At 66.0% G+C, this 26,035-nt stretch carries 14 protein-coding genes and 1 other RNA gene; 3 read left to right on the top strand and 12 right to left on the bottom strand.

Annotated elements, in window-relative coordinates; genetic code table 11:
• Window positions 1-779: 779 nt before the first annotated feature.
• The 8 genes from FHY18_RS05715 to ybaL form a co-directional block, all read right to left on the bottom strand.
• Window positions 780-1,976 (bottom strand): type III PLP-dependent enzyme, encoded by a 1,197-nt coding sequence (locus FHY18_RS05715; RefSeq protein ID WP_259152304.1) that lies wholly within the window; start codon window positions 1,974-1,976, stop codon window positions 780-782.
• A complete protein-coding gene (locus FHY18_RS05710; protein ID WP_259152302.1) occupies window positions 1,973-3,742 on the bottom strand; it encodes an IucA/IucC family protein in 1,770 nt (589 codons plus the stop codon). Before FHY18_RS05710 ends, FHY18_RS05715 begins: the two co-directional genes overlap by 4 nt.
• Window positions 3,720-4,904, bottom strand: a complete 1,185-nt coding sequence (locus FHY18_RS05705) for an MFS transporter (RefSeq protein WP_259152300.1) — start codon at window positions 4,902-4,904, stop codon at window positions 3,720-3,722. Before FHY18_RS05705 ends, FHY18_RS05710 begins: the two co-directional genes overlap by 23 nt.
• Window positions 4,901-6,709 carry an IucA/IucC family protein gene (locus FHY18_RS05700; protein ID WP_259152299.1) on the bottom strand — a complete coding sequence of 603 codons (1,809 nt, stop codon included), beginning with the start codon at window positions 6,707-6,709 and terminating at the stop codon, window positions 4,901-4,903. Before FHY18_RS05700 ends, FHY18_RS05705 begins: the two co-directional genes overlap by 4 nt.
• Complete coding sequence (locus tag FHY18_RS05695; protein ID WP_259152298.1) at window positions 6,706-7,932, bottom strand: siderophore biosynthesis protein PvsA; 1,227 nt, start codon at window positions 7,930-7,932, stop codon at window positions 6,706-6,708. Before FHY18_RS05695 ends, FHY18_RS05700 begins: the two co-directional genes overlap by 4 nt.
• 345 nt (window positions 7,933-8,277) lie before the next feature.
• Window positions 8,278-10,419: a TonB-dependent siderophore receptor gene (locus FHY18_RS05690; protein WP_259152297.1), complete on the bottom strand. Its 2,142-nt coding sequence runs from the start codon at window positions 10,417-10,419 to the stop codon at window positions 8,278-8,280.
• A complete protein-coding gene (locus FHY18_RS05685; protein WP_259152296.1) occupies window positions 10,420-11,181 on the bottom strand; it encodes an aldolase/citrate lyase family protein in 762 nt (253 codons plus the stop codon).
• Window positions 11,182-11,394: 213 nt separating this feature from the next.
• On the bottom strand, window positions 11,395-13,089 hold the full coding sequence (gene ybaL / locus FHY18_RS05680) for a YbaL family putative K(+) efflux transporter (RefSeq protein ID WP_259152293.1): 1,695 nt from the start codon (window positions 13,087-13,089) through the stop codon (window positions 11,395-11,397).
• A 750-nt stretch (window positions 13,090-13,839) separates the two neighbouring features.
• Between ybaL and FHY18_RS05675 the strand changes: the two genes are divergently transcribed.
• Window positions 13,840-15,033, top strand: a complete 1,194-nt coding sequence (locus FHY18_RS05675) for a cytochrome P450 (protein WP_259152291.1) — start codon at window positions 13,840-13,842, stop codon at window positions 15,031-15,033.
• Window positions 15,034-15,199: 166 nt separating this feature from the next.
• On the opposite strand, the gene FHY18_RS05670 is transcribed toward FHY18_RS05675, so the two are convergent.
• From FHY18_RS05670 to FHY18_RS05660, 3 genes are all read right to left on the bottom strand, one after another.
• Window positions 15,200-17,599 (bottom strand): TonB-dependent receptor, encoded by a 2,400-nt coding sequence (locus tag FHY18_RS05670; RefSeq protein WP_259152289.1) that lies wholly within the window; start codon window positions 17,597-17,599, stop codon window positions 15,200-15,202.
• A 324-nt stretch (window positions 17,600-17,923) separates the two neighbouring features.
• Window positions 17,924-20,311, bottom strand: a complete 2,388-nt coding sequence (locus tag FHY18_RS05665; protein ID WP_259152286.1) for a TonB-dependent receptor — start codon at window positions 20,309-20,311, stop codon at window positions 17,924-17,926.
• 274 nt (window positions 20,312-20,585) lie between these two features.
• The gene (locus FHY18_RS05660; protein ID WP_259152284.1) at window positions 20,586-21,011 is read right to left on the bottom strand and encodes a VOC family protein; all 426 of its coding nucleotides are present in this window, start codon (window positions 21,009-21,011) and stop codon (window positions 20,586-20,588) included.
• 349 nt (window positions 21,012-21,360) lie between these two features.
• On the opposite strand from FHY18_RS05660, the gene FHY18_RS05655 reads away from it, so the two are divergent.
• A non-coding RNA gene (locus tag FHY18_RS05655) (sX9 sRNA) lies at window positions 21,361-21,434 on the top strand.
• Window positions 21,435-21,522: 88 nt separating this feature from the next.
• Here FHY18_RS05655 and FHY18_RS05650 read toward each other — a convergent pair.
• Complete coding sequence (locus FHY18_RS05650) at window positions 21,523-23,901, bottom strand: TonB-dependent receptor (protein WP_259152283.1); 2,379 nt, start codon at window positions 23,899-23,901, stop codon at window positions 21,523-21,525.
• 181 nt (window positions 23,902-24,082) lie between these two features.
• On the opposite strand from FHY18_RS05650, the gene FHY18_RS05645 reads away from it, so the two are divergent.
• On the top strand, window positions 24,083-26,002 hold the full coding sequence (locus tag FHY18_RS05645; protein ID WP_259152282.1) for an ABC-F family ATP-binding cassette domain-containing protein: 1,920 nt from the start codon (window positions 24,083-24,085) through the stop codon (window positions 26,000-26,002).
• Window positions 26,003-26,035 lie beyond the last annotated feature (33 nt).

Raw genomic sequence — 26,035 nt, 5'->3', positions numbered from 1 at the left:
GTTGGTCCTTGACATACGGTTTCGTGCAATTCTTGTCGTGACCCTATGCAAGCGGCTACGGGCCATAGCTTAGCCTTCCAGGATTGCAGTGGGGTTCTACCCCGTTTTCACGGAAACTGACAAGAAGGTCGATTCAGGCCATGATGAGTATTCGTGTCAAAGCATAGGAAGTTCAGTGCCGAGTTCAAGCGCGGCGCGGTTGAGCAACGGTTCCGAGCGTGCAGCTTCCGGCATCCGGCGCCATTCCTGCGCTTGGCAGGCGGTGAGCGACAGCCAGGCCAAATCTTCCGGGAGCAGCTCGCAACCTTCGGGGAGTGATCAGGCGATCACCGAGGAAATAGAACCGGCCCGAGGGCCGGTCAGACCTATACGATGGTGCGGGTCTAACTCAGTCATGCCGCGATCTCATCCTTGGCCGGGGTCTGAGGGCACAGGCAAGAGCCGAGCCAGAGGCCAACTGATGGATGGTGCGCCGGCAACTGCTGCCGGCCCGGGGTAATGCTGCCTGGCGGCAGCTAAAGCCGCTAGAAAGTGGCAGAAATCGCCCCAAACGCGACATGTTGCTCGTCACTGACATGCAAAGTCTGGAATTTGAGAGGTTTGGTGGGTTATTCAGACCTTCCCTAGGAGAATTGCCAATGGGCAGAGATCCGCTTGGCTAACTTCTACGAAATTTCTCCACAGCTAATTCAAGTCACCTCAGGAATTTACGGCAACAGCACATCTGCATGTGAGCCTGCTGACCCAGGCTTAAGCTTTGTTCGTCCGCAATCGGTAAGTCAATGCCCCTCCTTTAGAAACACCCGCTGCGGCGGCGGGTGCATCAGGAACTGCTGGTGCGAAATATTCCACGCATAGGCGCCGGCCAGCGGGAAGGCCAGACAATCGCCGGGTGCGAGCGCGGCCACCGGTTGCTGGCGTGACAGCACGTCCTTGGGCGTACACAGCTGGCCGACCAGGGTGACCTGCGTGTCGGTGATCACCGGAGCGCAGGTGCCGCGCAGCACGCGGAAGGGGTGGTCGTGGGCCTGCGCGGCCGGGGTGCGGAAATGGTGGGTGCCGCCGCGTGCGATCGCGAACCACTGGCCGTGGCTGCGCTTGATATCCAGCACCTCCATCAGGTACCAGCCGCAGCTGGCGCTGACATAGCGGCCGGGCTCCAGCCGCAGGCGCAACGCACTGCCGTGCTCGCGCAGCAGCGCTGGCAACCCGGCGCAGAAGCCGGCCCAGTCGAACGAGGACTGCGGCGCCAGATAGTCCACGCCGAAGCCACCGCCCGCATTGACCCACAGCGGCCCAAGCGCATAGGTCTGCCGCCATTGCTGGACGATGCGCAGGTACGCGGCAACCAGATGCAGCTGCGCACCGGCATCGCGTTGATGCGACATCAGATGGAAATGAAATCCCTCCAGCCGCAGCGACGGGCTGGCACGCAGCAGCTGCATGGCAGCGTCCAGGTCCTGCGGGTCCAGACCGAACGGCGAGGGCTGCCCGCCCATCATCAATCGCGTGCTCTGTGCGCCGGGCACGTCGATGTTCATGCGCAAGAACACCGGGACGCGGCGGCCGGCGTGTGCCGCAATGGTGGCCAGCCGTTGCAGCTCGCCGATGCTTTCCACGTGCACGGTGCAGTCGGGCAGCGCGGCGGCCTGGGCCAGCTCGCTGTCGAGTTTTCCCGGCCCGCCGAACAGCAGCGCTGCCTGCGGTTGCTGCGCATGCAGCCAGGCCAGTTCGCCGCCGGAGGCGGCTTCAAATCCATCCACGTGCGGCGCAAGCGTCTGCAGGATCTGCGGTTCCGCATTGGCTTTGGCCGCATAGAACAGCTCGCACTGCGCCGGCAGCTGCGCGCGCATCCATGCCGCATGCGCGTGCAGTGCCTCCAGATCGTAGAGATACGCACAGAGCGGGCCATCGCTGCCCGCACGCAGCTGCGGCAATGCGTGGATGACCGCGGCGGTGTCGATACGCAGGCTCATGCGGCCACCTGTCGTGCCGTGGTGATGTGCGCAATCGGGTTGGGCAATGGCGTGTAGTCGGATTGACGATCGGCCCGTTGCAGCAGGCGCGTACCGAGATTGTTCTTGCCCGGCAGCGGGGCGCCGTCGATCAGGCCCTGCAGCGCCGGTTGTGCGCTGTGGCGTTGTTGCCAACCGGCGGCGAGCTCGCCCACGCACTGCCACAGCCGCATTTCCAGCACGCCGTCGCCTTCGGTCAGATGGAAGATGGCTTCGGCCAGGTTGTTCACCAGGGCGCAGTAGGCGACGCGGTTCCAGCCCTGCTCCGGCGTGTAGTACAGCGATTGTCGCGCACGTTCGCCCACGCCGCGCAGGCGAGCTTCCGGCCAGTGGTGGGCCAGCAATTTGGTGCCTTCCAGATCGCGGATCCATACGCGAGTCGGCCAGCCGTCGGCAAAGCCGATCACGGTGTTCTGCAGATGCGGCTCCAGCGCGATGCCATGCTGGAACAGCGCGCTCCACACCCCATCCAGCAACAGGCCCGCATAGGCGCGGAACCACCGTAACGTGGTCGTGTGGCGGTCCAGCTGCATGCTGCCCAGCCTCTGCAATCGCTGGGCGCAGACGCTGTTGCCCTGTGCATCGCAGGTAAACAGGGCGGCGGCCACCTGTGGCTGCCAACGTGCGCGTTGCGTGGCAGGAATGGTCGTGCGATACAGGATGCCGAAGCTTTCGGACAATGCGCGTGCTGCCTGCGGATCGGCATCGTGCAGGGCGCGGTCGACCTGCGCGACGTCCAGCGAGGTGGCCGCCGGCTCCAGCATCACGTCGAAGCCAGGGACCTGCGCTGCCAGTGCCTGCCAGCTCGGCGCCAGCAGGTTGGTGAGCGCCACCGCACTTTCCAGTTCGTACCAGGCATTCTTGCGGACGCAATTGGTCAGCCGCACATGCACGGAACATTTGAGAAAGTAATCCAGCTGCGGGTGGTACAGCGTCCGCACCGATGAGGTGGGCCGCAGTGCATCGCCGCGCAGGCCGACCGGCGTGATCCAACCGCGTGCCTGCAAGGTGCGCAGCAGCGGATCGTCGAGCAGCCGTTGCGCCTCCCACGGATGGCAGGGGTAGAGATCGTCGCTGCCGGACAGCTGCCTCAGGCTGGCGCGCACGTCCTTGCCTTGCACGCGCAGCAGCCGTGGGTCGATGCGGAACCAGAACAACTGGAACGCCGCACGCGCTTCCGGTGCGCAGGCGAGTACGTGCTCGAGCGCGATGCCTTCGCGGCTCTTCGGTGTGGGGTGCAGGGCATGACCCCACAGCATCGATTGCTCGGCATCGATCATCGCATCGCCGGTGGGTGCGCCGCGCTGCGCCTTGCGCAGGATCGCTGCGGTGATTGCCACGCTGTTGGCGCTTTGCGTAAGCAACTCCGGGTTGACCGCCTGCGTGCTGCCCAGCGACTGCAACAGGCAGCGCGCCAGCGCATGCGCATCGAGCGCCTGCCACGCTTGCCCGGCGCCTTTGAGAAACGGCGTGGAGGCGAAGCGGCAACGTCCCAAGCGGTCTGCGTAGGCGATGCGCACGCAGATCGCGCCGCTATCGCCGAGATCGATGCGCAGCCAACGCTGCTCGGCCACGCGCGGCCCGGGGCGATCCAGCCCGCGGTAATCGAAATCGACTGCGCGTTGCGGGATGGCGAACTCGCGCAGGTAGCAGTTCAACCAGCAACTGCAGGCCTGCGCGTCGGCCATGCTGTCGTACCAGGGGTCATGCATCGTGTGCAGCGACATCGGCAGTTCTCCTCGAGGGAAAGCGCACCGCAACGGTGAGCGCAGCGCCAGCCGCAGCGACGGCGGCGGCCAGGAAAGGGAGTGCGGGGCCGGCCGCCTGGGCCAGCGCACCGGCGGCGGCGCCAGCGGCCACGCCGGCCCACTTGCCGCAGGCATCGAAACGGCCGAACAGGCGGCCGGCATCGTGGCCGCTGGCGGCCAGGGCCAGGCTGCGATTGAGCCCGCGCAGGCCGAACAACATGCCGACGCCGAACAACAGCCGCGCCACCGCCAGCCCGATGGCGTCGTGCAACAGCGCCTGCCACAGGCAGGCCAGCGCAAACATCAGCAACCCCGGGATCAGCCACGCCTCGCCAGCGCCGCGCCGCCACCACGGCAATACCACCAGGTAGACCAGATGCGGCAGGCTGTAGAGCAGGCCGGCCAGCGCGTCGTGCCCGGCACCGCGTTCGAGTGCGTAGGGAATGAAATACGGAAACGTCACCACCATCGCAAAGCAGAACAGAAACTGCGCGATCAACAAGGCCGGCCACAACGATGCGGTGGAGGCCGGTGGACGTGTTGCAGGTTCGGTGCCCGACGACGATTGCGCTTTCGGGCCTGGACGTCTGATGGGCTGATCCGCCGGCAACCGCCACGTCAACGCGAAGGCCAGTAATGGCAGGAGTGCGAGCGCGCGGTAAAGCGATTGCGCCGGGCCCAGGGTAAGCGCCAGCCCCAGCAACGCCGGTGCGCTGACCATCGCCAGCCGCGCCGAATACTGCGTCCAGTCCAGCGCGCGCGCCAGCGGGCCGGCCTGCGGTTGGCTGGCCAGATACGCATTGGCCGCCGCCAGCGAGCCGCCGCAGGTACCTTGCACGATCAGGCCGAGCACCAGCCAGCTCAGCGACGGTGCAAAGCCGGCAATCGCAAAGCCCAGCGCCAGCCCCAGTTGCGCGCGCAGCAGCGAGCGTTTGCGTCCATAGCGATCGGCCAGCCTGCCCCAGCTGCTTGCCGTCAACGCAGTGCACAAGGTGGGCAAGACGTAGAGCACGCCGCTCCAGCCGATTGCTGCGCTCGGCGCCAGCTCCGCCAAGACCTGCGGCAAGAACAGCGGCATGCCCAGGGCGGTGAAGGCCGCCAGATAGTGGGCGGCCAGCACCGGGCCGAGGACGCGCTTCATCGCTGACCACCGGCGTGGCGACGCGGCTGCGGTTGTGTCTGTGCCTGGACAAACGCCGTGCCGAACGGATTGGGCGCACTGTCGCCGTAGAATTTGTTGATGTCGGAGGCGCCGGTGAGCTGCTTGCTGAGCAGGCTGCCGGCGCTGAGCAGGTATTTCACCGGCAACCGCGGCGCGGCCAGCAGGCGCCGCGCGGGCGCGGTATCGATGCCATCGGCATCCAGCGCTGCCAGCGTCGGCGCGACCTGGTCCTGCAGTTGCGCCGCCAGCGGCGCGCGCAAGGCTGGTTGCCAGTCGGCCAGGCCGTCCAGGACCGCCTGCAGGTCCAGCTGCAGCACGATGGTGCAGAACATCTGCGCCAGCGCGTGTGCATCGTCCACTGCGATCCGTGGGTCCTGCAGCGCACCCAGCGTGTCGATATCCGGCAGCTGCGCACGCAATTGCGGCATGGCGATGCGCGCGGCGTCGTTGTCCTTCATCAACAGACGCGTGCGTTGACCGTGCGCATAGACCAGCACGCTGTTCTGTTGATTGGCTTCCAGCGCAATGCCGTAGCGCAGCCACAGCCGCAGATGCACCGCGAGCAGCAACTCGGTGTACTCGCGCCACCAGGCCTGCACGTCGCCGTGCGCGAAGCGTTCGGCCAGATGCAGCGCCATCGGCCGGCCATCGGGCATCGGCGCGCACAGCGCGGCCACCGGGACCAGCGTGGTGTCATCCAGCGGGGGATAGCGTCGCACCAGATAGGCCAGGTGCCGGGTGTCGCCGACATGCCCGCCATGCGACTCGTCCACGAACACGCAACGTCCCTGCAATGCGCCATCGTGCGCGTCGATACGGCGTAGCGCGCGCTCCAGCCAGTGCCCGTCGTACAACGTGGAGGGTTTGATCAGGCGCAGGTTCAATGCGCCCAGCGTGCGCATCGGGATCGGCAGCTTGAGATGCAGGTGCGGATGCCGCAGCGGCACCAGCGTGCGCACCGACAAGGTGGGGCGGACTTCCAGCCAGGCCTGCGGTGCGCGCAGCGTGCCGGGTGGAAGCGCAAAGCCTGGTTGCTCCAGGCGTTCCCAGACCAGCGGATGCACCGGCCAGGCGATGTGCGTCGTGGCAAGCGCGGGCGGCAGCCCCAGGGTGGCCAAGTCCGGCCATAACGCGTCCGGCGGCGCGCTGGTGCAACTGGCCAGTGTGCGCGGAATCGCCAGCCAACGCAGCGCGAAGGTGGGCGCAAATTCCGGTGCATAGTGGCGCAGTTCGTCTGCTTCCAGCCCTGCCTTTGCGCGTGCAGTGGGGTAGAACGGATGATCGCGGTAGCTGGCCAGCTGGTCGCAGCGGTATGCGCGCTCGGCCGCCTCTTCGTGCTGTAGCGCATGCGCCAAGGCCGGTGCCTGCGCGGCATACGCCTGTTGCGCAAGACCGCGGTGCGCGGCGGCGCAGTCGGCTTCGTCGGCATAGGCGCGATGCAGTTGCCGGGTTTGCGCATCCAACTCGGCACTCATGCGGTGCAGCCACGCATGCGCGCCGTGTTCGACCTGCGCAGCGTCGGCGGTCTGCACGATCCAGCGATCGCCGCAGGCGCTGATGTACTGCAGCACGCCGTGTCGATGGATCGGCAGCCATAGCGTTCCGTTTGGCAGATGCGCGATGCGCCACCAGCCTTCCACCGGGGTGGGGTCGCTCCACGCGGCCAACACGCCGGGGGCGGGCGTGGCGGGCGTGCCACGGCTGACGATCGCGCGCAGGTCCTCGCGCAGGCAGGCATCGATGATGCGGGTGGTGATGTAGCGCTGATCGGCGGCGCTGCTCATGCGCGCACCTGCGCGCTGTCGATGCGCCAGTGCAGGCCCGCTTCGGCATGCACCACGGCCTGTTGCAGCGTCTGCGCATCGCTGGCCACGGCGCTCAACACGCCCAGGTAATCCTTGTTGGAATGGCTCAGCTGGATGCGCTCGCCCGGTGCACGCATGCGCCGGTAGTGCACATCGCTGTGCGCATCGTGATGACGGCGGTCTTCGCTGGCGGTGACCAGCTCGCCGTCGCGCTCGGCCACGTAGTAGCGCAGCAGCGCATGCGCGCGGTCGCTGCGCAGCTGCGGCAACGGCTGGCCCAGGTGCGGCGCCAGCGCGGCGGAAAACCATTGCCCGCCGAACATGCCATCGAGCAGGAATTCGCGGCGGTCGCCGATGCTGCGATAGTTGATCTCCACCAGCACCGGGCCGTCGGCGGTGAGGACGAATTCGCTATGGCACAGCCCGAACCCGACACCGAAGGCGCGCAGCTGCTGCAGGGCCTGTGCAATCACCGGGGTATGCACCTGCGCATCCCACTGCGCCTCGCATTCGACGAAGTGCGGCGGCGGCGACAGCCGCACCTTGAAGCCACCGATGGCGTGCAGCGCGTTGCCGTCGCCAAGGGTCTCCAGGGTGAACAGCGGGCCGTGCAACATGCCTTCCAGCAGCACGGTGCGCTGTGGGTTGCGCTGCCATAGATCGTGCAGATAGGCCTGCAACTGCGCGTCATCGGCGCAGTGGCGCACGTCCAGACTGGCCACGCCCTCGCGCGGTTTTGCCACCACCGGCCACGGAATGTCTGCTGGCAATGCAGCGCCCGGCGCCAGCGTGCAGAACCACGGCGATGGCAGTGCGCGCGCGCGCAGGCGCTGACGCATCGCCGCCTTGTTCTTGGCCGCGTAGCAGACCTGCCAATCCTTGCCGGGCAGGCCAAGACCCGCGGCGACCAGCGCAGTGCTGGTCTGCAGATGATCGCTGTTGCTGAACACCGCGCGCGGTTGCACGCCGGTGTCGTGCAGCGCATCGAGCACCCCCAGCGGATTGAACACGTCGCATTCGATCACCCGCTGTGGCGCATGCGCCGGATGGTCGTGGAAGTAGGCAAGGTGATCGAGGCGATGGTCGGTCAGCAGCCACACCGGGACGCCTTGCGCGTGCGCGGCCGGCAGGAAGCCGTCGGTGATGGCCGGGTGGCAGACATGGGTGAGGATCACCAACGGTGCAGCGGATGTCGCAGTCATGGCAGCTCTCGTTCGACAGGGCGGTGGGAAAACCGGTACTGAAACGGGCTGCCTGGCGCCGCGATCGGCGTTGGGTGGCCTGCGATGCATCGATCGCAATGCCGCGTGCTGCGGCGCTGATGCGTGCCTCATGCACGCAATGGTTCCGGCGCCGGCAACGGCGTGAGCGCCGTTGCCGCCGTGGGCGACCGATGCCCCTGTCCATCGGTCGTGTGGCGCTGCTGCTCCGTGCAGCATGACGCTGGGAAAACGGTGCAAGCCTTGATCGGGTGCGCGTGGTGGTGGCGAGCAATCCCGATTGCACTGGTTGCATTGCTGGTTGCTACCGCCAAACGCGAAACGCGCTTAGAACGTGTACTCCAGGCCTGCAGTGAAGGTCCGTCCGGGTGCGGCCTGGCGGCCCCACGGGCTGGTGTCCACGCCGCGGAACCAGTACTGCCGGTCGAACAGATTGTTGATCGCCAGCGATGCGCTGAATTTCTGTCCATCGCGTTCGAACAAGGTATGGCTCACCTGGGTGTTCCAGACCATGTAGGCCGGCAACTGGCCCACCGAGGCGATGGCGTTCTCCTGCACGGTGTTGGCCGCATCGCTGAAGGCCTTGCTGAAGTAGTAGCCGGAGAGCGCGACAGTGGTATGACCGAGCGCGTAGTTGCCGCCCAGGGTGATCTGATTGCGCGAGGTGTACGGTACGCGGAAGCCGCGGAACGCGCCTGATTCCTGGCTGGCATCCAGATACGCGTAGCCCGCGTTGAGGGTCAGCGCACGCAGCTGTTCCGGGCTCCATTGCAGCTCCACCTCGCCACCTTGATGACGGGTCTTGCCCAGATTGCGGAACACGCGGGTGGTGTTGTCCAGCTGGATCTGCTGATCGAAGTCGATCAGGTAGCCACCGACCTGGATGCGGGTACGGTCGTTGGGTTGGTAGCGCGTGCCGGCTTCGTAATTCCACGCCAGCTCGGCATCCAGATTGTTGCCGAAGATGATCTGGGTGACCTGCGGCGCGCGCATCGAGCGCTGCCCGTCCGCATAGAAGAACCATTGCGCGTTGGCCTGGAAGCCGACCGTCAGGCCGGGCAGCACATCGCGCGTCTGGTTGAGCGTGCTCATTCCGGTGGTACGGTTGAAATAGCGCGAATCCAGGCGCTCGTAGCGCAACCCGGGGGTGATGGTGATGCGCTCGTCCGGCAAGGTGATCGCATTGCTGACGTAGGCGGCCAGTGCGCGGTCTTCGAACTGCCAATCGCGCACGCTGGTGAACAAGCCATCGCGCAGGCGTAGATTGCCCACCAGAAAATCGATGTCCTCGCGCACCGCGCGCACGCCGGCGGTCCACTGCTGACGCACCCCGCCGGCATCGCCCATGCTCCAGGTCAGGCGTGGCTCGCTGCCTGCCACACGGAAGTCGCGCGGTGCGGTCTGGCGCAATTGCGGCGGCAGATCCGAACGCCAGGTTTCGGTGGTGGCCTGGCGCATGCCGACGATGAAGTTGCGGCTGCTGCGCGCGCTGAAATTGGTCCAAGACAACCGAACATCCTTCAGCGGGCCCCAGTCTCCAAACAACTGCTCATAGCTCAACGATGCACGCGTGGTACGGCCGTTGAAGGTATCCAGCGGGCGCGTGGACTGACGCGGGTCGCGCCGGTAATCGTCCGGGCTGAGCGCGCCGGCCAGATCCATGTCCACCAGATACCGCTGCACGCTGGCCTTGAGCAGCTTGGTGTCGTCCAGCCACCACTCCGCACGCATGCGCAGATTGCTGATGTCGGTATCGCTGTGCGCGCGCCAGTACTCGCCCCAGGTGCGATTGGCATCGACCTGCATGCCGAAGTTGTCGGAGAGATAGCCGCCGCTGCTCAGCGCGCTGTCCTGCAGGAACTGGCCCTGGCCGCCGGCGGTGACCTTGTGCGCCAGCGTAGTGCTCCAGTCGCTGGGAATCTCCTTGCTGACCAGATTGATCACCCCGCCCACGTTGTTCGGCCCGTATTGCACGGCCGCGCCGCCGCGCACGATGTCGATGCGATCGATCTGGTTCAGCCCTACCGGGAATAACGACAGGCTGGTCTGCCCATAGGGGGCCAGCGCCAGCGGGATGCCGTCTTCCAGCACCTGTACGCGGCCGCTGCGGCTTTCGTACAGGCCGCGCAACATGAGCTGCGGCAACGCGCCGGTGCCGGTTTCATCGAAGATCTTGATACCGGGCACACGTTGCAGCGCATCGTCGAGCGAGCGGTTGCCGCCAGTGCGCAGCTGCTCGCGATCGATCACCTGGCGGCTACCGGCATAACGCTGCACATCGTCGGGTTTGGAACGCCCGAGCAGGCTGCCCTGCACCTGGATCGCATCCAGTGCACGGATCGGTGTATCGCCCTCGGCGACAGTGGTCTCAGTGTCAGCCGGAGGATCGCTGGCAAGCGCCACCTGCGACAGGCCGCAACAGGCCGCAGCGATGGCGAGGGTCAGGGTGTGCAAACGGATCGGCGACATCTACGGCGTGCTCCTGCAGGCGGGTAGGGGGGCGGGCGCGTCGAAGCTGGCCAGATGGCCGCGCAGCGCGCGTTGAATCAGGGCGCGGTCTTCGCCGGCGAGCAGCCAGCGCAGATCCGGTTGTTGCAGCCAGTACGCGCGTTGCGCATCGGTGCGTGGATTGGGGCAGAACGGCACATCGGCGGCGCGGCAGTGCGCGTGCAGTTGCAGCAGCGACTCCCACACCTGCGCATGGGTGGGCTGCGGGCCCAGGCCCAGATCCAGCGCCAGGTCCAGCGCGCCTTCCATCACCAGGGCCACGCCCGGCTCAGCGAGAATCTCGGGTAGCGCAGCGACGCCGGCCGCGCTTTCGATCATTGGCACGATGCGGATATCGCGATTGGCCTGGGCGATGTAGCTGGGCAGATCGAGGTTGCCGAAGCCGGTGACGCGGCCACCGGTGATCCCGCGCCGACCAAGCGGTGGGAAGCGCGCGGCGGCGACGGCACGCGCGATCTGCTGCGCCGATTCGGCACGCGGCACCACGATGCCGCGCGCGCCGGCATCCAGCACCCGGCCGATCAGTTTTTCGTCCACCTCCGGCACCCGCACCCAGGCCTCGCAGCCGGACAGCTCGCAGGCGCGGATGGCGTGTTCCAGTTCGTCCGGCGCGCGCAGCGCGTGTTCCAGATCGAGCATCACAAAGCCGTAGCCGATGCGGCCCAGCAGTTCGCACAACTGCACGCTGGGCAACGCATTGAGAACGCCAACCGCAAACGCCATGGATGAGGCCGCCAAGGGAACGGGCGCTCATCCTGCTCCGGATGGGAATGATTATCAAGTGGGTTTAGTGGGCAGTTTTCCGTGCCCTGGTCGCAGTTTGATCAATGCACGGGTGCGAGCCGTTCCGCCCTAAACCACCTGCGGGCAACAAAAAACCCGCAGGCACTGCCGGCGGGTTCGTGTCTTGCAGCGCTGCGTCACCCCGCCTTGCAGTTACGACGCCGGCACGTTCAACGCACGGTACGGCGGCGTGGACATCACCATTTCGGCCAGCGAGTAGGCCAGTTCACGCTCGGCCAGTACCGCGCCGTCGGCGCCGTGTTCGAGCAGATGTTTGACCTCGGTATCGCTATGCGCGCGCGCCAGCAGGGTCAGCGACGGATTGATCGCGCGTAGCTTGGCCAGCGCTTCGCCGGCCTCCAGCGGTTGCGGGATCGCCAGGATCGCGATCTTGGCGTGCTCGGGCCGTGCCTCGGCCAGCACCCGGTCTGCCGCCGCACTGCCGCGGATGCCCGGGATGCCGGCCGCATGCGCCTTGGCCACGTGGTCGCCGTTATCGTCGATCACCAGCACCGGGACGCCGCGGCTGCGCAGCAGCTGCGCCAGCGCGCTGCCCACGCGGCCGTAGCCGATGACGATGGCATGCCCATCCGCCGGCAATGGCGGGCCAGGCGGCAGTTCCGGCTCCACGGCGGCCGGTGCGTCCTGCGCCTGTCTGGCCTGCCAACGGTCCAGCCACGAGAACAGGAACGGGTTGGCCACGATCGACAACAACGCGCCGGCCAGGATCAGATCGCGCCCGGTCTCCGGCAGGATCGCCAACTGGACGCCCAGCCCGGCCAGGATGAAAGAAAATTCACCAATCTGCGCCAGGCTGGTGGAAATGGTCAGCGCCGTCCCGGTGGGGTGGCCGAATGCGCGCACGATCACAAACGCCGCCAGCGACTTGCCCAAGGTGATGGTCAGGAAGGTGGCCAGCACCTGCCACGGATGCGCGATCAGGATCATCGGGTCGAACAACATGCCCACCGACACGAAGAACAGCACCGCAAACGCATCGCGCAATGGCAGCGAGTCGCTGGCGGCCTTGTGGCTGAGTTCCGATTCCTTGAGCAGCATGCCGGCAAAGAACGCGCCCAGTGCAAACGACACGCCGAACAGGGTGGCCGACACGAAGGCCACACCGAGTGCGATGCCGAGCACGGCCAGGGTGAACAGCTCGCGCGAGCCGGTGGCGGCCACTTTTTCCAGCGACCACGGGATCACCCGCCGGCCGATCACCAGCATCGCGGCGACAAACGCCACCATCTTCAGCAAGGTCAGCCCGAGCGCTGCCAGTAAAGAGCTGGACTCGCCTGCATGCGCGGTTGGCGTACCGGTACCGAGCGCATCCGCCAGCGCCGGCAGCAACACCAGGGCCAACACCATCACCAGGTCTTCGACGATCAGCCAGCCCACTGCGATACGGCCGCGCTGGGTGTCCAGCAAGCGACGTTCTTCCAGGGCGCGCAACAGCACCACGGTACTGGCCACCGACAGTGCCAGCCCGAACACCAGGCCATGAATCAACGGCCAGCCCATGCTCCAGGCCAATGCCCAGCCGAGCAGCGTCGCCACCACGATCTGCGCCAGCGCACCGGGCACCGCGATCCACTTCACTTCCATCAGGTCTTCGAGCGAGAAGTGCAGGCCCACCCCGAACATCAGCAACATCACACCCAGCTCGGACAGCTGATTGGCCATGGTCTGATCGGCCACGAATCCCGGTGTAAACGGCCCAACGCACACGCCAGCCAACAAGTAGCCGACCAGCGGCGAGAGCTTCACCTTCTGCGCGAGCGTGCCAAGGATGAAGGCGACCGCGAGGCCGACGGCGATGATGTCGATGAGGCTGGTGTCGTGGTGCATTCCAATCCGTTGTGTGAGTGTCCGAGGTGATGAAACGGCGTGACCAGCCAAGCGAACTGCGCCGGGCAGCGCCTGCGGGCATCGCGAATGAAGTGCTGGAATCCGGCGCGGGAGAACAGGGCCGCAAGGCGGTCCGGTTGGCCGGACGCCCATAGTACACAGCGCATGATTAACGCGATGCGACACGCAGCGCATGCAGGCAGGTTGGGCAAGCCGTAGGCGGTTGCGTGCAGGTCGCCGCGATGCGTCAGCAATGCCGACTGACAGACTTGGACGGTTGCGACATCCCGCGGCATGGCAGCCCAAGTGGCTGCCATCGACGGCACACTGCGACGGCGCTGCAGGGCGAAATGGCATTGGAGAGGGGCACCGCCGCATGGCCATGCCGTGCGGCATGTTGCCGAGTGACCGGCGCTGGCGACGGTCTGCGTGTGTACGCCATCTGCGGTTTCCCGCTGCAGCGCACGCGATGAAGCGCCACATGGCTGTGCTCGTTTTTCGCACTGCGCGATGCGCGTACCGGTGCGCAGGCGAGAACGCAAGCGGTGACGCACTGTCATCGGCCTGCGCAGCCGCTGACGCAGCTACGCCGATGCAGAGCGCTTGTCGTTTGACGACAAGGCTTCGTGCCTGCGCAAGGCGGGTGAGCGACGACAACCGACAATTCGGGCGTCGCTTCATGCAAGCGGTCGGCACTTTTTCCCTACGCCCCCATCGCGCATCCCGCGATCAAGCCCACGAGCCCCGGTCATGCGCCTCAGCGACTTCGCAACAGAACAGTTTCGCCAGGATCCGTATCCGACCTACGCACGCCTGCGCGCCGAAGGGCCGCTGGTGGAGGTTGCAGAACGTCGCTTGATGAGCGGCCACTACGCAGTGGTCGACAGCCTGCTCAGCGACCGGCGCGTCGGCCGCGACTATCTGCAGAGCATCCGTTTGCGCTACGGCGAGGCCGCCGTGGAGATGCCGCTGTTTCAAGGCATGAGCCGCATGTTCCTGCTGGTCAATCCGCCAATGCACACGCGCCTGCGCGGGCTGATGACCCAGGCATTCGGTGCGCGGCAGATGGAGTCCATGCGCCAGGTGGCCAGCGACACCGCGGCGGCGTTGATTGCGACCTTTCGCGCACACGGGCACTGCGATGTGCTGCGTGACTTCGCCTTTCCGCTGCCCATCCGCATCATCTGCCGCATGCTGGACATCGACCCTGCCGATGCCACCACGGTCGGCGCTGCGACCAGCGCGCTGGCCAAGGTGTTCGACCCGATGATGACGCGCGACGAGCTGGAGGCCACCAGCGCGGCGTACCTACAGCTGGAACGCTATTTCCATGCCGTGATCGAGGCGCGTCGAAGCAGCGACGGCGACGATCTGATCTCCCGCTTCATCCGCGCAGAAGACGAATGTCACCGGCTGAGCAGCGATGAGATCGTCTCCAATGTGATCCTGCTGTTCTTCGCCGGCCACGAAACCACTTCCAACATGATCTGCAATGCCCTGGTCGCCCTGCATCGGCATCCCGAGCAGTTGGCGCTGCTGCAGGGGAACCCAGCGTTGCTGCCGAATGCAGTGCTCGAATGCCTGCGCTACGACAGCTCGGTGCAGATGGCCACGCGCACGGTCTTGCAGGATTTCGAGATCGCCGGGAGCGTGTTGCACGAAGGCGAGATGGTGTATCTGATGCTGGGTGCGGCCAATCACGACCCGGTGCAGTTCAACGACCCGCAGGTACTGGATATCCGCCGGCAGCAGGGCCGCGCGCTGTCGTTCGGTGGTGGGATCCACCACTGCCTGGGCAACCGGCTGGCCTTGATCGAGATGGAGGCAGCGCTTGCCGCACTGCTGGAACAGCTGCCGGCATTGCGCCTGGAGCAGCGTGAGACGCTCACCTGGAACGACCGCGCCAATCTACGCGGCGTGGATGCCTTGCCGGCGTCCTGGTGATGCGACGGATGTCGCCCTGCATGCGCCACACGGCCAAAACCCAGACACGCATCGTCGCAAACACGGCAACAGGCAGCGCCGGCCGAGCGACGCTACCTGCACCACGCCTGCGCTGATCCTCGTCTTCGATCAGCGCAGGCGCCCACCAGTCAACGCACCTCGGCCATCAGAACCGGTAGGTCACCCGGCCATACCAGTAGCGGCCGTTGAAGCCGAACGGCGACAACGACGAATACTGCAGGCCGCCGGCGCGGTCGTCGTAGGCGGTGGTCAGCTGCGCCTTGGTCGGGTACTGGTTGGTGATGTTGTCCGCACCCACGGTGAAGGTGAACGCGTCCCAGGTCTGGCTTGCGGCCAGGTTCAACAGCCAGCGCGCGTCGTAGGTCTGGTCCTGGCTGCCATCGGCCGGGTCGCTGATGCGCTTGATCGATCCGTAGCGGGTGGCGTTGAAGTTCAGCGCAAATCCGCCGATCGACCAGTCCGCAGCGGCCATGTACTTGGTGCGCGGCGTGGCATCGGTGAGCAGGCCCTGGCTGGCGCGGCCGAAGTTGGGGTTGGACAGTTCCAGAATGGTGGTCTTGTTGTAGTTGGCGCTGGCGCTGAGGTTGAGCTTGCCGTAGCTGCCCAGATCGGCGAGGTAGCTGTTGATCCAGTCCACGCCACGGGTGCGGCTGGTGGCGCCGTTGACGAAGAACTGCACCGCCGCCACCTGGCCGATCGGCTGCGCCAGCTGCAGCTGGTCCGAATACAGGATCTGGTCCCAGATGCGGATCTGGTAGACGTCCAGGCTGGAGGTGAAGTTGGCAGTCGGCTGCCACACGCCGCCCAGGCCGTAGTTGGTGGATTTCTCCGGGCTCAGCGGGCGCGCGCCCAAGGCGACGGCCACCGGGTCGGAGGTGCGGTAGGTACCGACCTGCACCAGCTCGCCGTCCTGGATCAGCGTCACCACCGAGGCGTAGTTCTGCTGCGCCAGCGACGGGGCGCGGAAGCCGTTGGAGATGGTGCCGCGCAACGCGAACGTATCGGTGAAGGCGTAACGCGCCGACAGCTTGCCCGAGCGCGTGGAGCCGGCATCGCTGTAGTTTTCGAAGCGCCCGGCGATGCCGCCGGAGAGCTTGTCGGTGATGTCCGCTTCCAGGTTGGCGTAGACCGCGTTGCTATGACGGCCGAACCCGCCGGCAACCGACGGCTCCAGGCCGGAGAACACCTGCGCGCCGCCGGGGTAGGGCGCGCCGGTGTCGGGATTGATGGTGTTGGGGTCGAAGAAGTACGAGGCCGGCGAGCCGGCGGTGATCTCGTAGCGGTCCTGGCGGTGCTCGGCGCCGAAGGCCACATTGACCGGATACGCCAGGCCCCAGTCGAAGGACTTGTTGATGTCGACATTGACCGTGCCCTGCTCGGTCTCGAAGCCGCCGGAGTTGAAGTCGGTCGGCGAGCTGCCGGTGCTGTAGTACAGATTGGTGTTGATGCTGTTGAGGATGTTGAAGGTCATGTCGTTCTTGCCATAGGTGGCCGACACGTCCCAGTTCCACTCGCTTTCGGTGCTGCCCTTGAGGCCCAACACGGCCGAGCGGTCGTTGGTGGGGTTGTAGATCTGCGGCAGGAAGCCGTTGGGATAGATCGCCTGCACGTTGCGCGCGGTGTTGTCGGCGGCGCGGTAGTAGCCGTTGGAGGTGACTTCGCGACGGCTCATGCTCAGGTGGCCGTACAGCTCCACATTGGGCGAGAACTCGTAGCCGAATGCGGCCAGGCCCTGATAGAAGTTGGACGCCGGGTCGCCGTGGCGCTGGTACGGCACCCCGCCCGGATTGGGTGTGCCGGGCACGGTGGTGGCGCGGTTGGTGTTTTCGCCGCGATTGGTGCTCATGGTGTTCTGGTAGTTCCACGACAGCCGCACCCAGCCCGGCGCGGTGTCGCCGCCGCTGCCGCCGAAGGCCAGGCCGACCGACCCGTCGATGCCGTTCTGCTCGCCATCGCCCTTGTCCATGATGCCGCCGTTGACCGAGATGCTGTTGCTGCCCGCAGCGGCGCCGTGCTTGAGCACGATATTGACCACGCCGGCGATCGCATCTGAGCCGTATTGGGCCGAGGCGCCATCGCGCAGCACTTCGATCCGCGCGATCGCCGACATCGGCAGCGAGTTCAGATCGGCCGGCGCCGAGCCGCGACCCACGTACGGGTTGTAGTTGATCAGCGAAGAGGTGTGGTAGCGCTTGCCATCGACCAGCACCAGCACCGCGTCCGGCGACAGCCCGCGCAGCGTGGCCGGGCGTGCGGCGTCATTGCCGTCGGAGATGGCCGGACGCGGGAAATTCAGCGACGGCAGCAGCTTGCCCAGCGCCGTGGCGATGTCGGTGGCGCCGGTGGCCTGCAACGATTGCTCGGTGATGATGTCGATCGGCGATTCGGATTCGGCCACGGTGCGGTCGCTGACGCGCGTACCGGTGACGATCAGGGTGTCCAGGGTTTTCTGCGGCTGGGTCGGTTGCGACTGCGCACTGGCAGCGAAGGAACAGACGGTGAGTGCGACTGAAATCGCCAGCGAGAGTGCGTTGGAGGTGTGCATGGGAATCGAGGCTCAAAGGGGATGAAGGACGCAGCGGTGAAGTGCGTGTAAGCGGGGGAAGACAACTGCGTGGGGTGATCGCGCATGCATGCCGGGTCTTTGCAGCTGCAAAGCGGCAGCCGCGGCAATGCCGGCGATCTGCAACGCGCCATGCAGCGCGTTGTGCATCCTTGCCGGGCGTCCTTGCGAAAGCGGCGAAACCAAGGGCTGAGCGCCCGCACTCCCGTTGACGAGAGTGCGGGCGCACAACGCAGTGGTCGGCAACGCACTGTGCTGCGTCGCCTTACATGACGAGCGCCGATCGCTACCGGCCGGCGCCCGCGACTACCACTTGTAGTTCACGTTGGCATACACCAGCGCACCGTTGAAACCGAACGGCGAGGCGCTGCTGTACGGCAGGTAGTTGCGCGTGCCCAGGCCGGCTTCCTGGCGGTCCGGATATTCGTTGAGCACATTGTCGCCGCCGACGGTGAAGTTCCACGCACCCAGCTTGTAGGACGCGGCCAGGTCCAGCGTCCACTTGGCCGCATAGGTCTGGTCGCTGCCGGCGTTGGTGCCGAAGGTGGTGAACTCGCCCCAGCGCGTGGCGGTGCCGGTGAACGACCAGTTGCCCGGCGACCAGGTACCACCCAGGAAGAACTTGTCGCGCGGCGTGCCTTCGGTGATCCGGCCCAGCTCCGCGCGGCCGATGCGCACGGTGCCCGGGGCGATCGCTTCCAGCGCGGCGGGGTTGTCGGCGACCCGTTCCACCTCGGTCTTGTTGTAGTTGTAGCCGGAGGTCAGCTCGACGCTGCCGCCGTCCAGGTTCCAGCGATAGGTACCGACTGCATCCACGCCCTGGGTCTTGGTATCCACCGCATTGGTGAAGTAGCGCCCGCCGCCGATACCGGGAAAACCATTGGCCTGCAGGTAGCCGCGGACTCGGTCAGAGGTCAGGTTCTCCGACAGCACGATGCGGTCGTCGATATCGATGCGATACGCATCGACCGTGATGTACAGGTTTTCGACCGGCTGCAGCACCACGCCAAGCCCGTAGTTGTTGGATTCCTCGGCCTTCAACGGCTCGGCGCCCAGTGCGATGGCGGCCGGGTTGTCGGTGCGGAAGGTGCCGATCTCGAACGGAATCGCGGAGGTCGTGCCGTTGGGCTGGGCCACGTTGAGGAACTGCGTGGCGATCGACTGGAAGTTCTGCTGCTGCAACGACGGTGCGCGGAAGCCGGTGGAGGCGGTGGCACGCACTGCGATCTTGTCGGTGAACGCATAACGCAACGACAGCTTGCCAGTGGCGGTGTCGCCGAAGTCGCTGTACTTCTCGTAGCGCCCGGCCAGGCCTGCGGAGAATTTTTCGGTCAGATCCGCTTCCAGGTCCACATAGGCCGAGTGGCTGTTGCGGTTGTAGTAACCGGCATCGGAGAGCTTGAAGCCCGGAAATACCTGTGCGCCCGGGATCAGCGTACCGGCCGCCGACGGAATGCCGCCGTTGGCCGACGACGCCGCATCGCCGGGCGACTGGTTGAACTTCTCGCCGCGCCATTCCGCACCGAAGGCCAGCGTGACCGGATACGCCAGGCCCCAGTCGAGCGTCTTGGTGAAGTCGGCGTTTAGCACGTTCTGGGTCACTTCCAGCGTACCGGCGTGGAAGTCGGTGGGGCTGGCCAGCCCCAAGCTGTTGTTCAAGCTGTTGCGCACATCGAAGGTGAGATTGTTCTGGCCGTAGTTGTAGCTCAGATCGATGTTCAAGCCGCCTTCGGTGGAGGTCTTCAAGCCACCGACCCAGGACACGTCCTTGCTGACGTTGTAGATCTGCGGCAGGAAGCCGTCCGGATAGATTTCCGGGCGATTGCGGTTGTCGCCGGCAAAGCGGAAATAGCCGTTGGACAGCACCTCGCGGCGGCTGACCATGCCGAACGAGTAGAAGGTCAGGTAATCGGTGGGGCTGTATTCGCCGTTGAACGAGATCGCGCCCTGGTCGATCTCCGGGTCGCCGTAACGCTGCTCCACGCGGCCGCCAAACGGCAGTGCGCGGTTGGTCTGGTCCGAGTGTCCGGCCTGTGCAGCCAGATGCACCTTGCCGGTGCCGGCGAAGCTGAAGCCGGCATCGCCGGACAGCTGATACTGCTCGCCGTCGCCGGCGCTGTACTTGCCGTAGCGGCCATTGACGCTGCCGCCTTCGCCGCTGCCCTTGAGCACGATGTTGATCACGCCGGCAATCGCATCCGAGCCGTATTGCGCCGATGCACCGTCGCGCAGCACTTCGATGCGCTCCACCGCCGCGATCGGAATGGTGTTGAGGTCGGCCGGCGACGAGCCGCGGCCCTGGGTGTCGTTGAGGTTGATCAGCGCGGTGCTGTGATAGCGCTTGCCGTTGACCAGCACCAGCACCTGATCGGGCGACAGGCCGCGCAGCTGCGCAGGGCGTACCGCGTCCGAGCCGTCGGAGATGGCGGGGCGTGGGAAATTGAGCGAGGGGATCGCGCGGGACAGCGCGGTAGCCAACTCGGTGGTGCCGGTCGATTCCAGTGCCTGTGGCGAGATGATGTCGATCGGCGATGCCGATTCGGCCACGGTGCGGTCGGCCACGCGCGTACCGGTCACGATCAGCGTGTCGAGGGTTTTCTGGGTGGGAGCTTGCGACTGCGCAACTGCGGTTGAAGCGGAAAACGACAAGGCAACAACAACAGCGACTGCGAGTGGACTGGACTTGCAATTCATGCGGTAACAACTCCGAGTGGGGAACGGATGCACGCAGTGGGCCCCCTCCCAGGCCGCGTCCGTTGCGGCAGCTGCGGTGCGTTCTCAACCATTAACCACGCGTAACCACATGTCAAATTTTGGTTACGTTGCGCATGCAACCGTCATCGAACATATGCTCATGCCAACGTTGTCATCGTGCACCAAAGTGAGGCGTCGATTGCAGTCCCCCACGCTGCATAACGGATTACGACGCCCCATTTTGGGCATCGATACCTGTTATGAAACTTGTGCATCAATAGATGATCTGCACCGCATCGGCACTGCGTTGCGCAGGACCGTGGAAGACCGCCTCGATGTTGTTGCCATCCGGGTCGAGGACGAATGCGGCGTAATAACCCGGGTGATAGGGCCGCAACCCCGGCGCGCCATTGTCGCGCCCGCCATTGGCCAGCGCGGCACGATGAAACGCCTGCACCATCGCAGCGTCGTGCGCCTGAAAGGCCAGATGATGGCGGCCGGTCAACACGCCTTGCGCCACCGTGTCGCGGTCGGAGACGAACAGTTCGTCGGCCCAGAAGTAGCCATCGCCTTCGCCGCCGATGGGAATGCCAAGGACCTCGAGCACGGCCTGATAAAAGCGTCTGCTTGCCGGCAGGTCGTGCACCACCAGATGCAGGTGATCGATCAGGCGGCCCCGACTCAGCTGCGATGCTTCCATTGGCGTACTCCGGCAAGGACAGGAGCACCGGTCATAGCACGAGCCGGGCGTATGCCTCGTCATCGCGTTGCGTTGCGTTTCACCGCATGAGTGGAAGCCTGGCAGCCAGGCCTGCGCACCACCGCTTCATGGCAGGCACGTGGCACATGTGCAGTGCGCGTCCTGCACGGATCACGCATGGAGAGCGGCACTCGCGGAGCGGTTGCGCCTGCTTGCGCGTCTGTTGCAACCGTGCAGTCGCAAGAACGCACACGCCCCGGACTGGCCGGAGCGTGTGATCGAACCTGGAGCGGCTGACAAAAACGACTGTGTTCACCGCCAGGCGGGCGCGGCCGGTGCTCGGTGCGGCATGTACCACTCGCTACATTCCGGTTCCTCCGCGCCGTCCCCCACCTGACAACTGTTCGCTACGTTTTGTCAGCCGGTATTAGAGATCGACGCTGCAGCGCTGCACGCCATCAGCGTGCAGTCGCGATCCCGTGTCGGCCGCAGCTAGCGGCGTCGGCTGCATTTACCAACGGTAGTTGATACGACCATAGACATAGGCACCATTGAAGCCGAACGGCGATAGATTGCTGTACGGAAACTGGCCACTGGTGGAGTTGGCGAAGTTGTTTTCGTCCGGGTACTCGTCCAGCAGGTTGTCCGCGCCCAGCGTCAGCGTCCAACGGTCCACCTTGTAGCTGGCCGATGCATCCACCACCCACTTGGCGCCGAAGGTCTGGTCGTTGATCGCCGCCGCCGGGCGCGTGCTGTACTTGCCATAGCGCGTGGCGCCCAGCGCAAGCGTCCAGTGATCGGAATTCCAGCTGCCGTTGATCAGGAACTTGTCGCGCGGGAAGCCTTCTTCGATGCGGCCGCGTTCGGTGCGGTCGATGCGCTCCAGGCTAAGCCCGTTGGCCGACAGCGCCGCCGGGTTGGCCGCCACGCTGCGCACTTCGGTTTCCGAATAGTTGTAGCCGGCGGTCAGGTCCACGCTGCTGGCGGCGAGCTGCCAGCGGTAGCTGCCGACCACGTCCACGCCGCGCGTGCGCGTATCCACCGCATTGGTGAAGTAGCGCCCGCCGTTGATGCCGAAGATGCCCTGTGCTTCCAGCAGGCTGCGCACGCCGGTGCCGGTGAGGTTGGACGACAGTACGATGCGGTCGTCCACGTCGATCTGGTAGGCATCGATGGTGAGGTAGAGCGCATCGGTCGGCTGCAGCACCAGGCCCAGGCTGTAGGACAGCGAGGTTTCCGCATCCAGCGGTTCGGCACCGAAGGCGCGCGCCACGTTGCTGTCGGCCGGGAAGGTGCGGATCTCGAACGGATTGGGGTTGCCGGCCAGGAAGGTGGTGCTGGTGGACTGGAAATACTGCTGCGCCAGCGACGGCGCACGGAAGCCCGAGGCTACCGTGCCACGCAGCGCAATCTTGTCGGTGAACGCATAGCGGCCGGACAACTTGCCCGAGGCCTGGCTACCGAAGTCGTCATAATCTTCGTAACGGCCGGCCAGGCCGGCGGAGAACTTGTCGGTGAAGTCGGCTTCCAGGTCAGCGTACAGCGCGTAGCTGTTGCGCGAATACTGGCCCGATACGCTGGGGGCGAATCCGCCGTAGCCCTGCGCGCCGCCGGCCAGCGTGCCGGCTTGGAAGTAGGAGCCCACTTCGCCCGGCGACTGGTTCCACTTCTCGTTGCGGTATTCGGCGCCGAAGGCCACCGTCACCGGATATGCCAGGCCCCAGTCGAAGCCGCGCTTGACGTCCAGGTTGACGATGTTCTGCGTGGTCTCCAGCGCGCCGTCGTAGAAGGAGGTCGGCGAGGTCGGCCCCAGGCTGACGTTGAGCGTGTTGCGGGTGTGGAAATCGATCCTGTTGTAGCCGTAGTTGTAGCTGGCATCCCAGTCCCAGCCGCTGGCGGTGGAGCCGCGCACGCCGGCCACCAGCGAGCGGTCCTTGGCATAGCTCTGGATCTCCGGCAAAAAGCCCTGCGGGTAGATCGACAGGAGGTTCTGGCTGCTGCCCGGCGCGCGGAAGAACGCGAACGAGGTGATGTCGCGATTGCTGGCGGTGGCGAACGCGTAGCCGGTGATGCTGTCGCTGAACTGGTATTCGGTGTTGAGCGAGGCGGCCTGCGCGTTGACGTCGGGGTCGCCGATCTTGAACGCCTTCTGGCCGACGGCCGGCTGCGAGGCGCTGGGCGCGCCGGCATAGCCGCGTGCGCGGTCGGTCGGGTCCTGCTGGTTGAGCTGGGCGGCCACATGCAGCCAGCCGCGGTCGCCACCATAGGCCACGCCGGTGTCGCCGGACAGCTCGTAGTTGCTGCCGTCGCCGGCCGAATACTGGCCGAAGCCGGCCTGCAGGCTGCCGCCCTTTTCCGCGCCCTTGAGCACGATGTTGACCACGCCGGCGATGGCGTCGGAGCCGTACTGCGCCGAGGCGCCGTCGCGCAGCACTTCCACCCGCGCGATCGCCGCCACCGGGATGGTGTTCAGGTCCACCGCTGCCGCGCCACGGCCGATCGTGCCGTTGAGGTTGAGCAGCGAGGAGGTGTGGCGGCGCTTGCCGTTGACCAGTACCAGCACCTGGTCCGGCGACAGGCCGCGCAGCTGGGCCGGGCGGATCGCGCTGGTGCCATCGCTCAGCGCCGGGCGCGGGAAGTTCAGCGAGGGCAGCGCGCGCGCCAGGGCGGTGGCCAGTTCCGGGGTGCCGGTAGCCTGCAGCGACTCGGCGCTGATGATGTCGATCGGCGACTGCGACTCGGCCACGGTGCGGTCGGACACGCGGGTGCCGGTGACGATCACCGTATCCAGGGTATTGGCGGTGGCGGGCGCCGCATCCTGCGCCAGGGCGGGAGAGGCAAGCAGTGCAGCGACCACGGCGGTCGCAAGGCAGGACAGGGGGATGTTCATGACAACTCCGAAAACGGCAGCCCGAGCGGGGCCAACTAGACTGGGCGGGTGGCGATCACGGCCGTGCGAAGCGCACGTGTCGTCCAACCTGAAGGCGCTAATTATTCGTTAACGCTAGAATGGCGTCGCAGGAATGCTGCTCATCTGCTCATTCCTTTTCGTTCTATCGGACTGTCCATCAATGATTTCCCTGCGCAACTTCTCCATGCGACGCGGCGAGCGTCTGCTGTTGTCCAACGTCGACCTGACCATGCATGCTGGCTACCGCGTCGGCGTGGTGGGTCGCAACGGTACCGGTAAGTCCAGCCTGTTCGCCGCGGTGAAGGGCGAGCTGGAAGCCGACAAGGGCGACGTGGATCTACCCGGCAAGGTGCGCACCGCCAGCGTCTCGCAGGAAACCCCGTCGCTGCCCGATCCGGCGCTGTCGTTCGTGCTCGGCGGCGACATCGAGGTCTCGGCGATCCTGCAGGAAGAGGCCGCGGCCACCGCGCGCGAGGACTGGGAAGCGGTCGCCAACGCGCACCAGAAGATGGCCGAACTCGGCGCCTACGACGCCGAGGCGCGCGCCGGCAAGCTGCTGCACGGCCTGGGCTTCCCGGCCGACACCCATCACCGCGCGGTGTCCTCGTTCTCCGGCGGCTGGCGGGTGCGCCTGAACCTGGCGCGCGCGCTGATGATGCCCAGCGACCTGCTGCTGCTGGACGAACCGACCAACCATTTGGACATGGATGCGGTGCTGTGGCTGGAGCAGTGGTTGCTCAAGTACCCGGGCACCTTGCTGCTGATTTCGCACGACCGCGAGTTCCTGGACAACGTGGCCACGCACACGCTGCATCTGCACGGCGGCACCGCCAAGCTGTACGTCGGCGGCTATACCGATTTCGAGCGCCAGCGCATCGAGCACCTGCGCCAGCAGCAGATCGCGCACGACAAGGAACAGGCCGAGCGCGCGCATCTGCAGAGCTTCATCGACCGCTTCAAGGCGCAGGCCAGCAAGGCTACCCAGGCGCAGAGCCGCATGAAGCGCCTGGCCAAGATGGCCGGCACCGAGGCAGTGCGCGCCGAGCGCGAGTTCCGCATCCAGTTCGCCCAGCCCAATCGGCTGCCGTTTTCGTTGATCCGGCTGAATCATCTACAGGCCGGCTATCCGGCTCCGACCTCCCTTCCCCCGCGTGCGGGGGAAGGTGCCCGAAGGGCGGATGGGGGAGACGCTGCCACGGTCATCCTGCACGATGTCGGTTTCGGCCTGGAAGCAGGCGACCGCATCGGGTTGTTGGGTCCCAATGGCGCGGGTAAGTCCACCCTGGTGAAGACGTTGGTGGGCGAGCTGGCGCCGCTGTCTGGCGAGCGCAGTGCGCATCCGGACCTGCGGATCGGCTATTTCGCCCAGCACACGGTGGAATCGTTGCACGAGGGCCAGTCGCCGATGGATCACTTCCGCGATCTGTCGCCGGACGGTTCCAATCAGGCGTTCCGCGATTTCCTCGGTAAATGGAATTTCGCCGGCGACCGCGCATTCGAAGTGGTGGACGGCTTCTCCGGTGGCGAGCGCGCGCGCCTGGCATTGGCGTTGATCGCCTGGCAGCAGCCGAACGTGCTGCTGCTCGACGAACCCACCAATCACCTGGACCTGGAAATGCGCGAGGCGCTGGCCGAGGCGCTGAGCGACTTCGAAGGCGCCATCGTGATGGTTTCGCACGATCGCCATCTGATCGGCCTGGTCTGCGACAGTTTCTGGCGCGTCGCCGATGGCGTGGTCGAGCCGTTCGATGGCGATCTGGACGAATACGCCGCCTGGTTGCGCAGCCGCCCGGCCGCGCAGGGCACCAAGCAGAAGATGGCCGAAGTGGCACCGACCCCGCCACCGCCGACCAAGCCGCTGCCGCCGAAAAAGGCCGTCAACCCGCACAAGCTGGCCAGCGCCGAAAAGCGCGTCGGCGAACTGGAAGCCGCGCTGGCAGAGCTCGACCGCCAGCTGGCCAACCCGGGGAACTATGCCGACACCGATAAGATGGCGGTGCTGGGCCGCGACCGCGAGGCGACGGCGCAGCAGCTGGCCGCAGCGGAAGCTGCGTGGATGGAGTTGATCGACGGGGCTTAACGCGCAGGCGTTACGATGCGCGTCGGGCCGAGC

It is taken from the genome of Xanthomonas sp. 3793, assembly GCF_024806835.1.
Taxonomy (GTDB): Bacteria; Pseudomonadota; Gammaproteobacteria; order Xanthomonadales; family Xanthomonadaceae; genus Xanthomonas; species Xanthomonas arboricola_F.
This window is presented reverse-complemented; position numbering and strand designations above follow the sequence as displayed.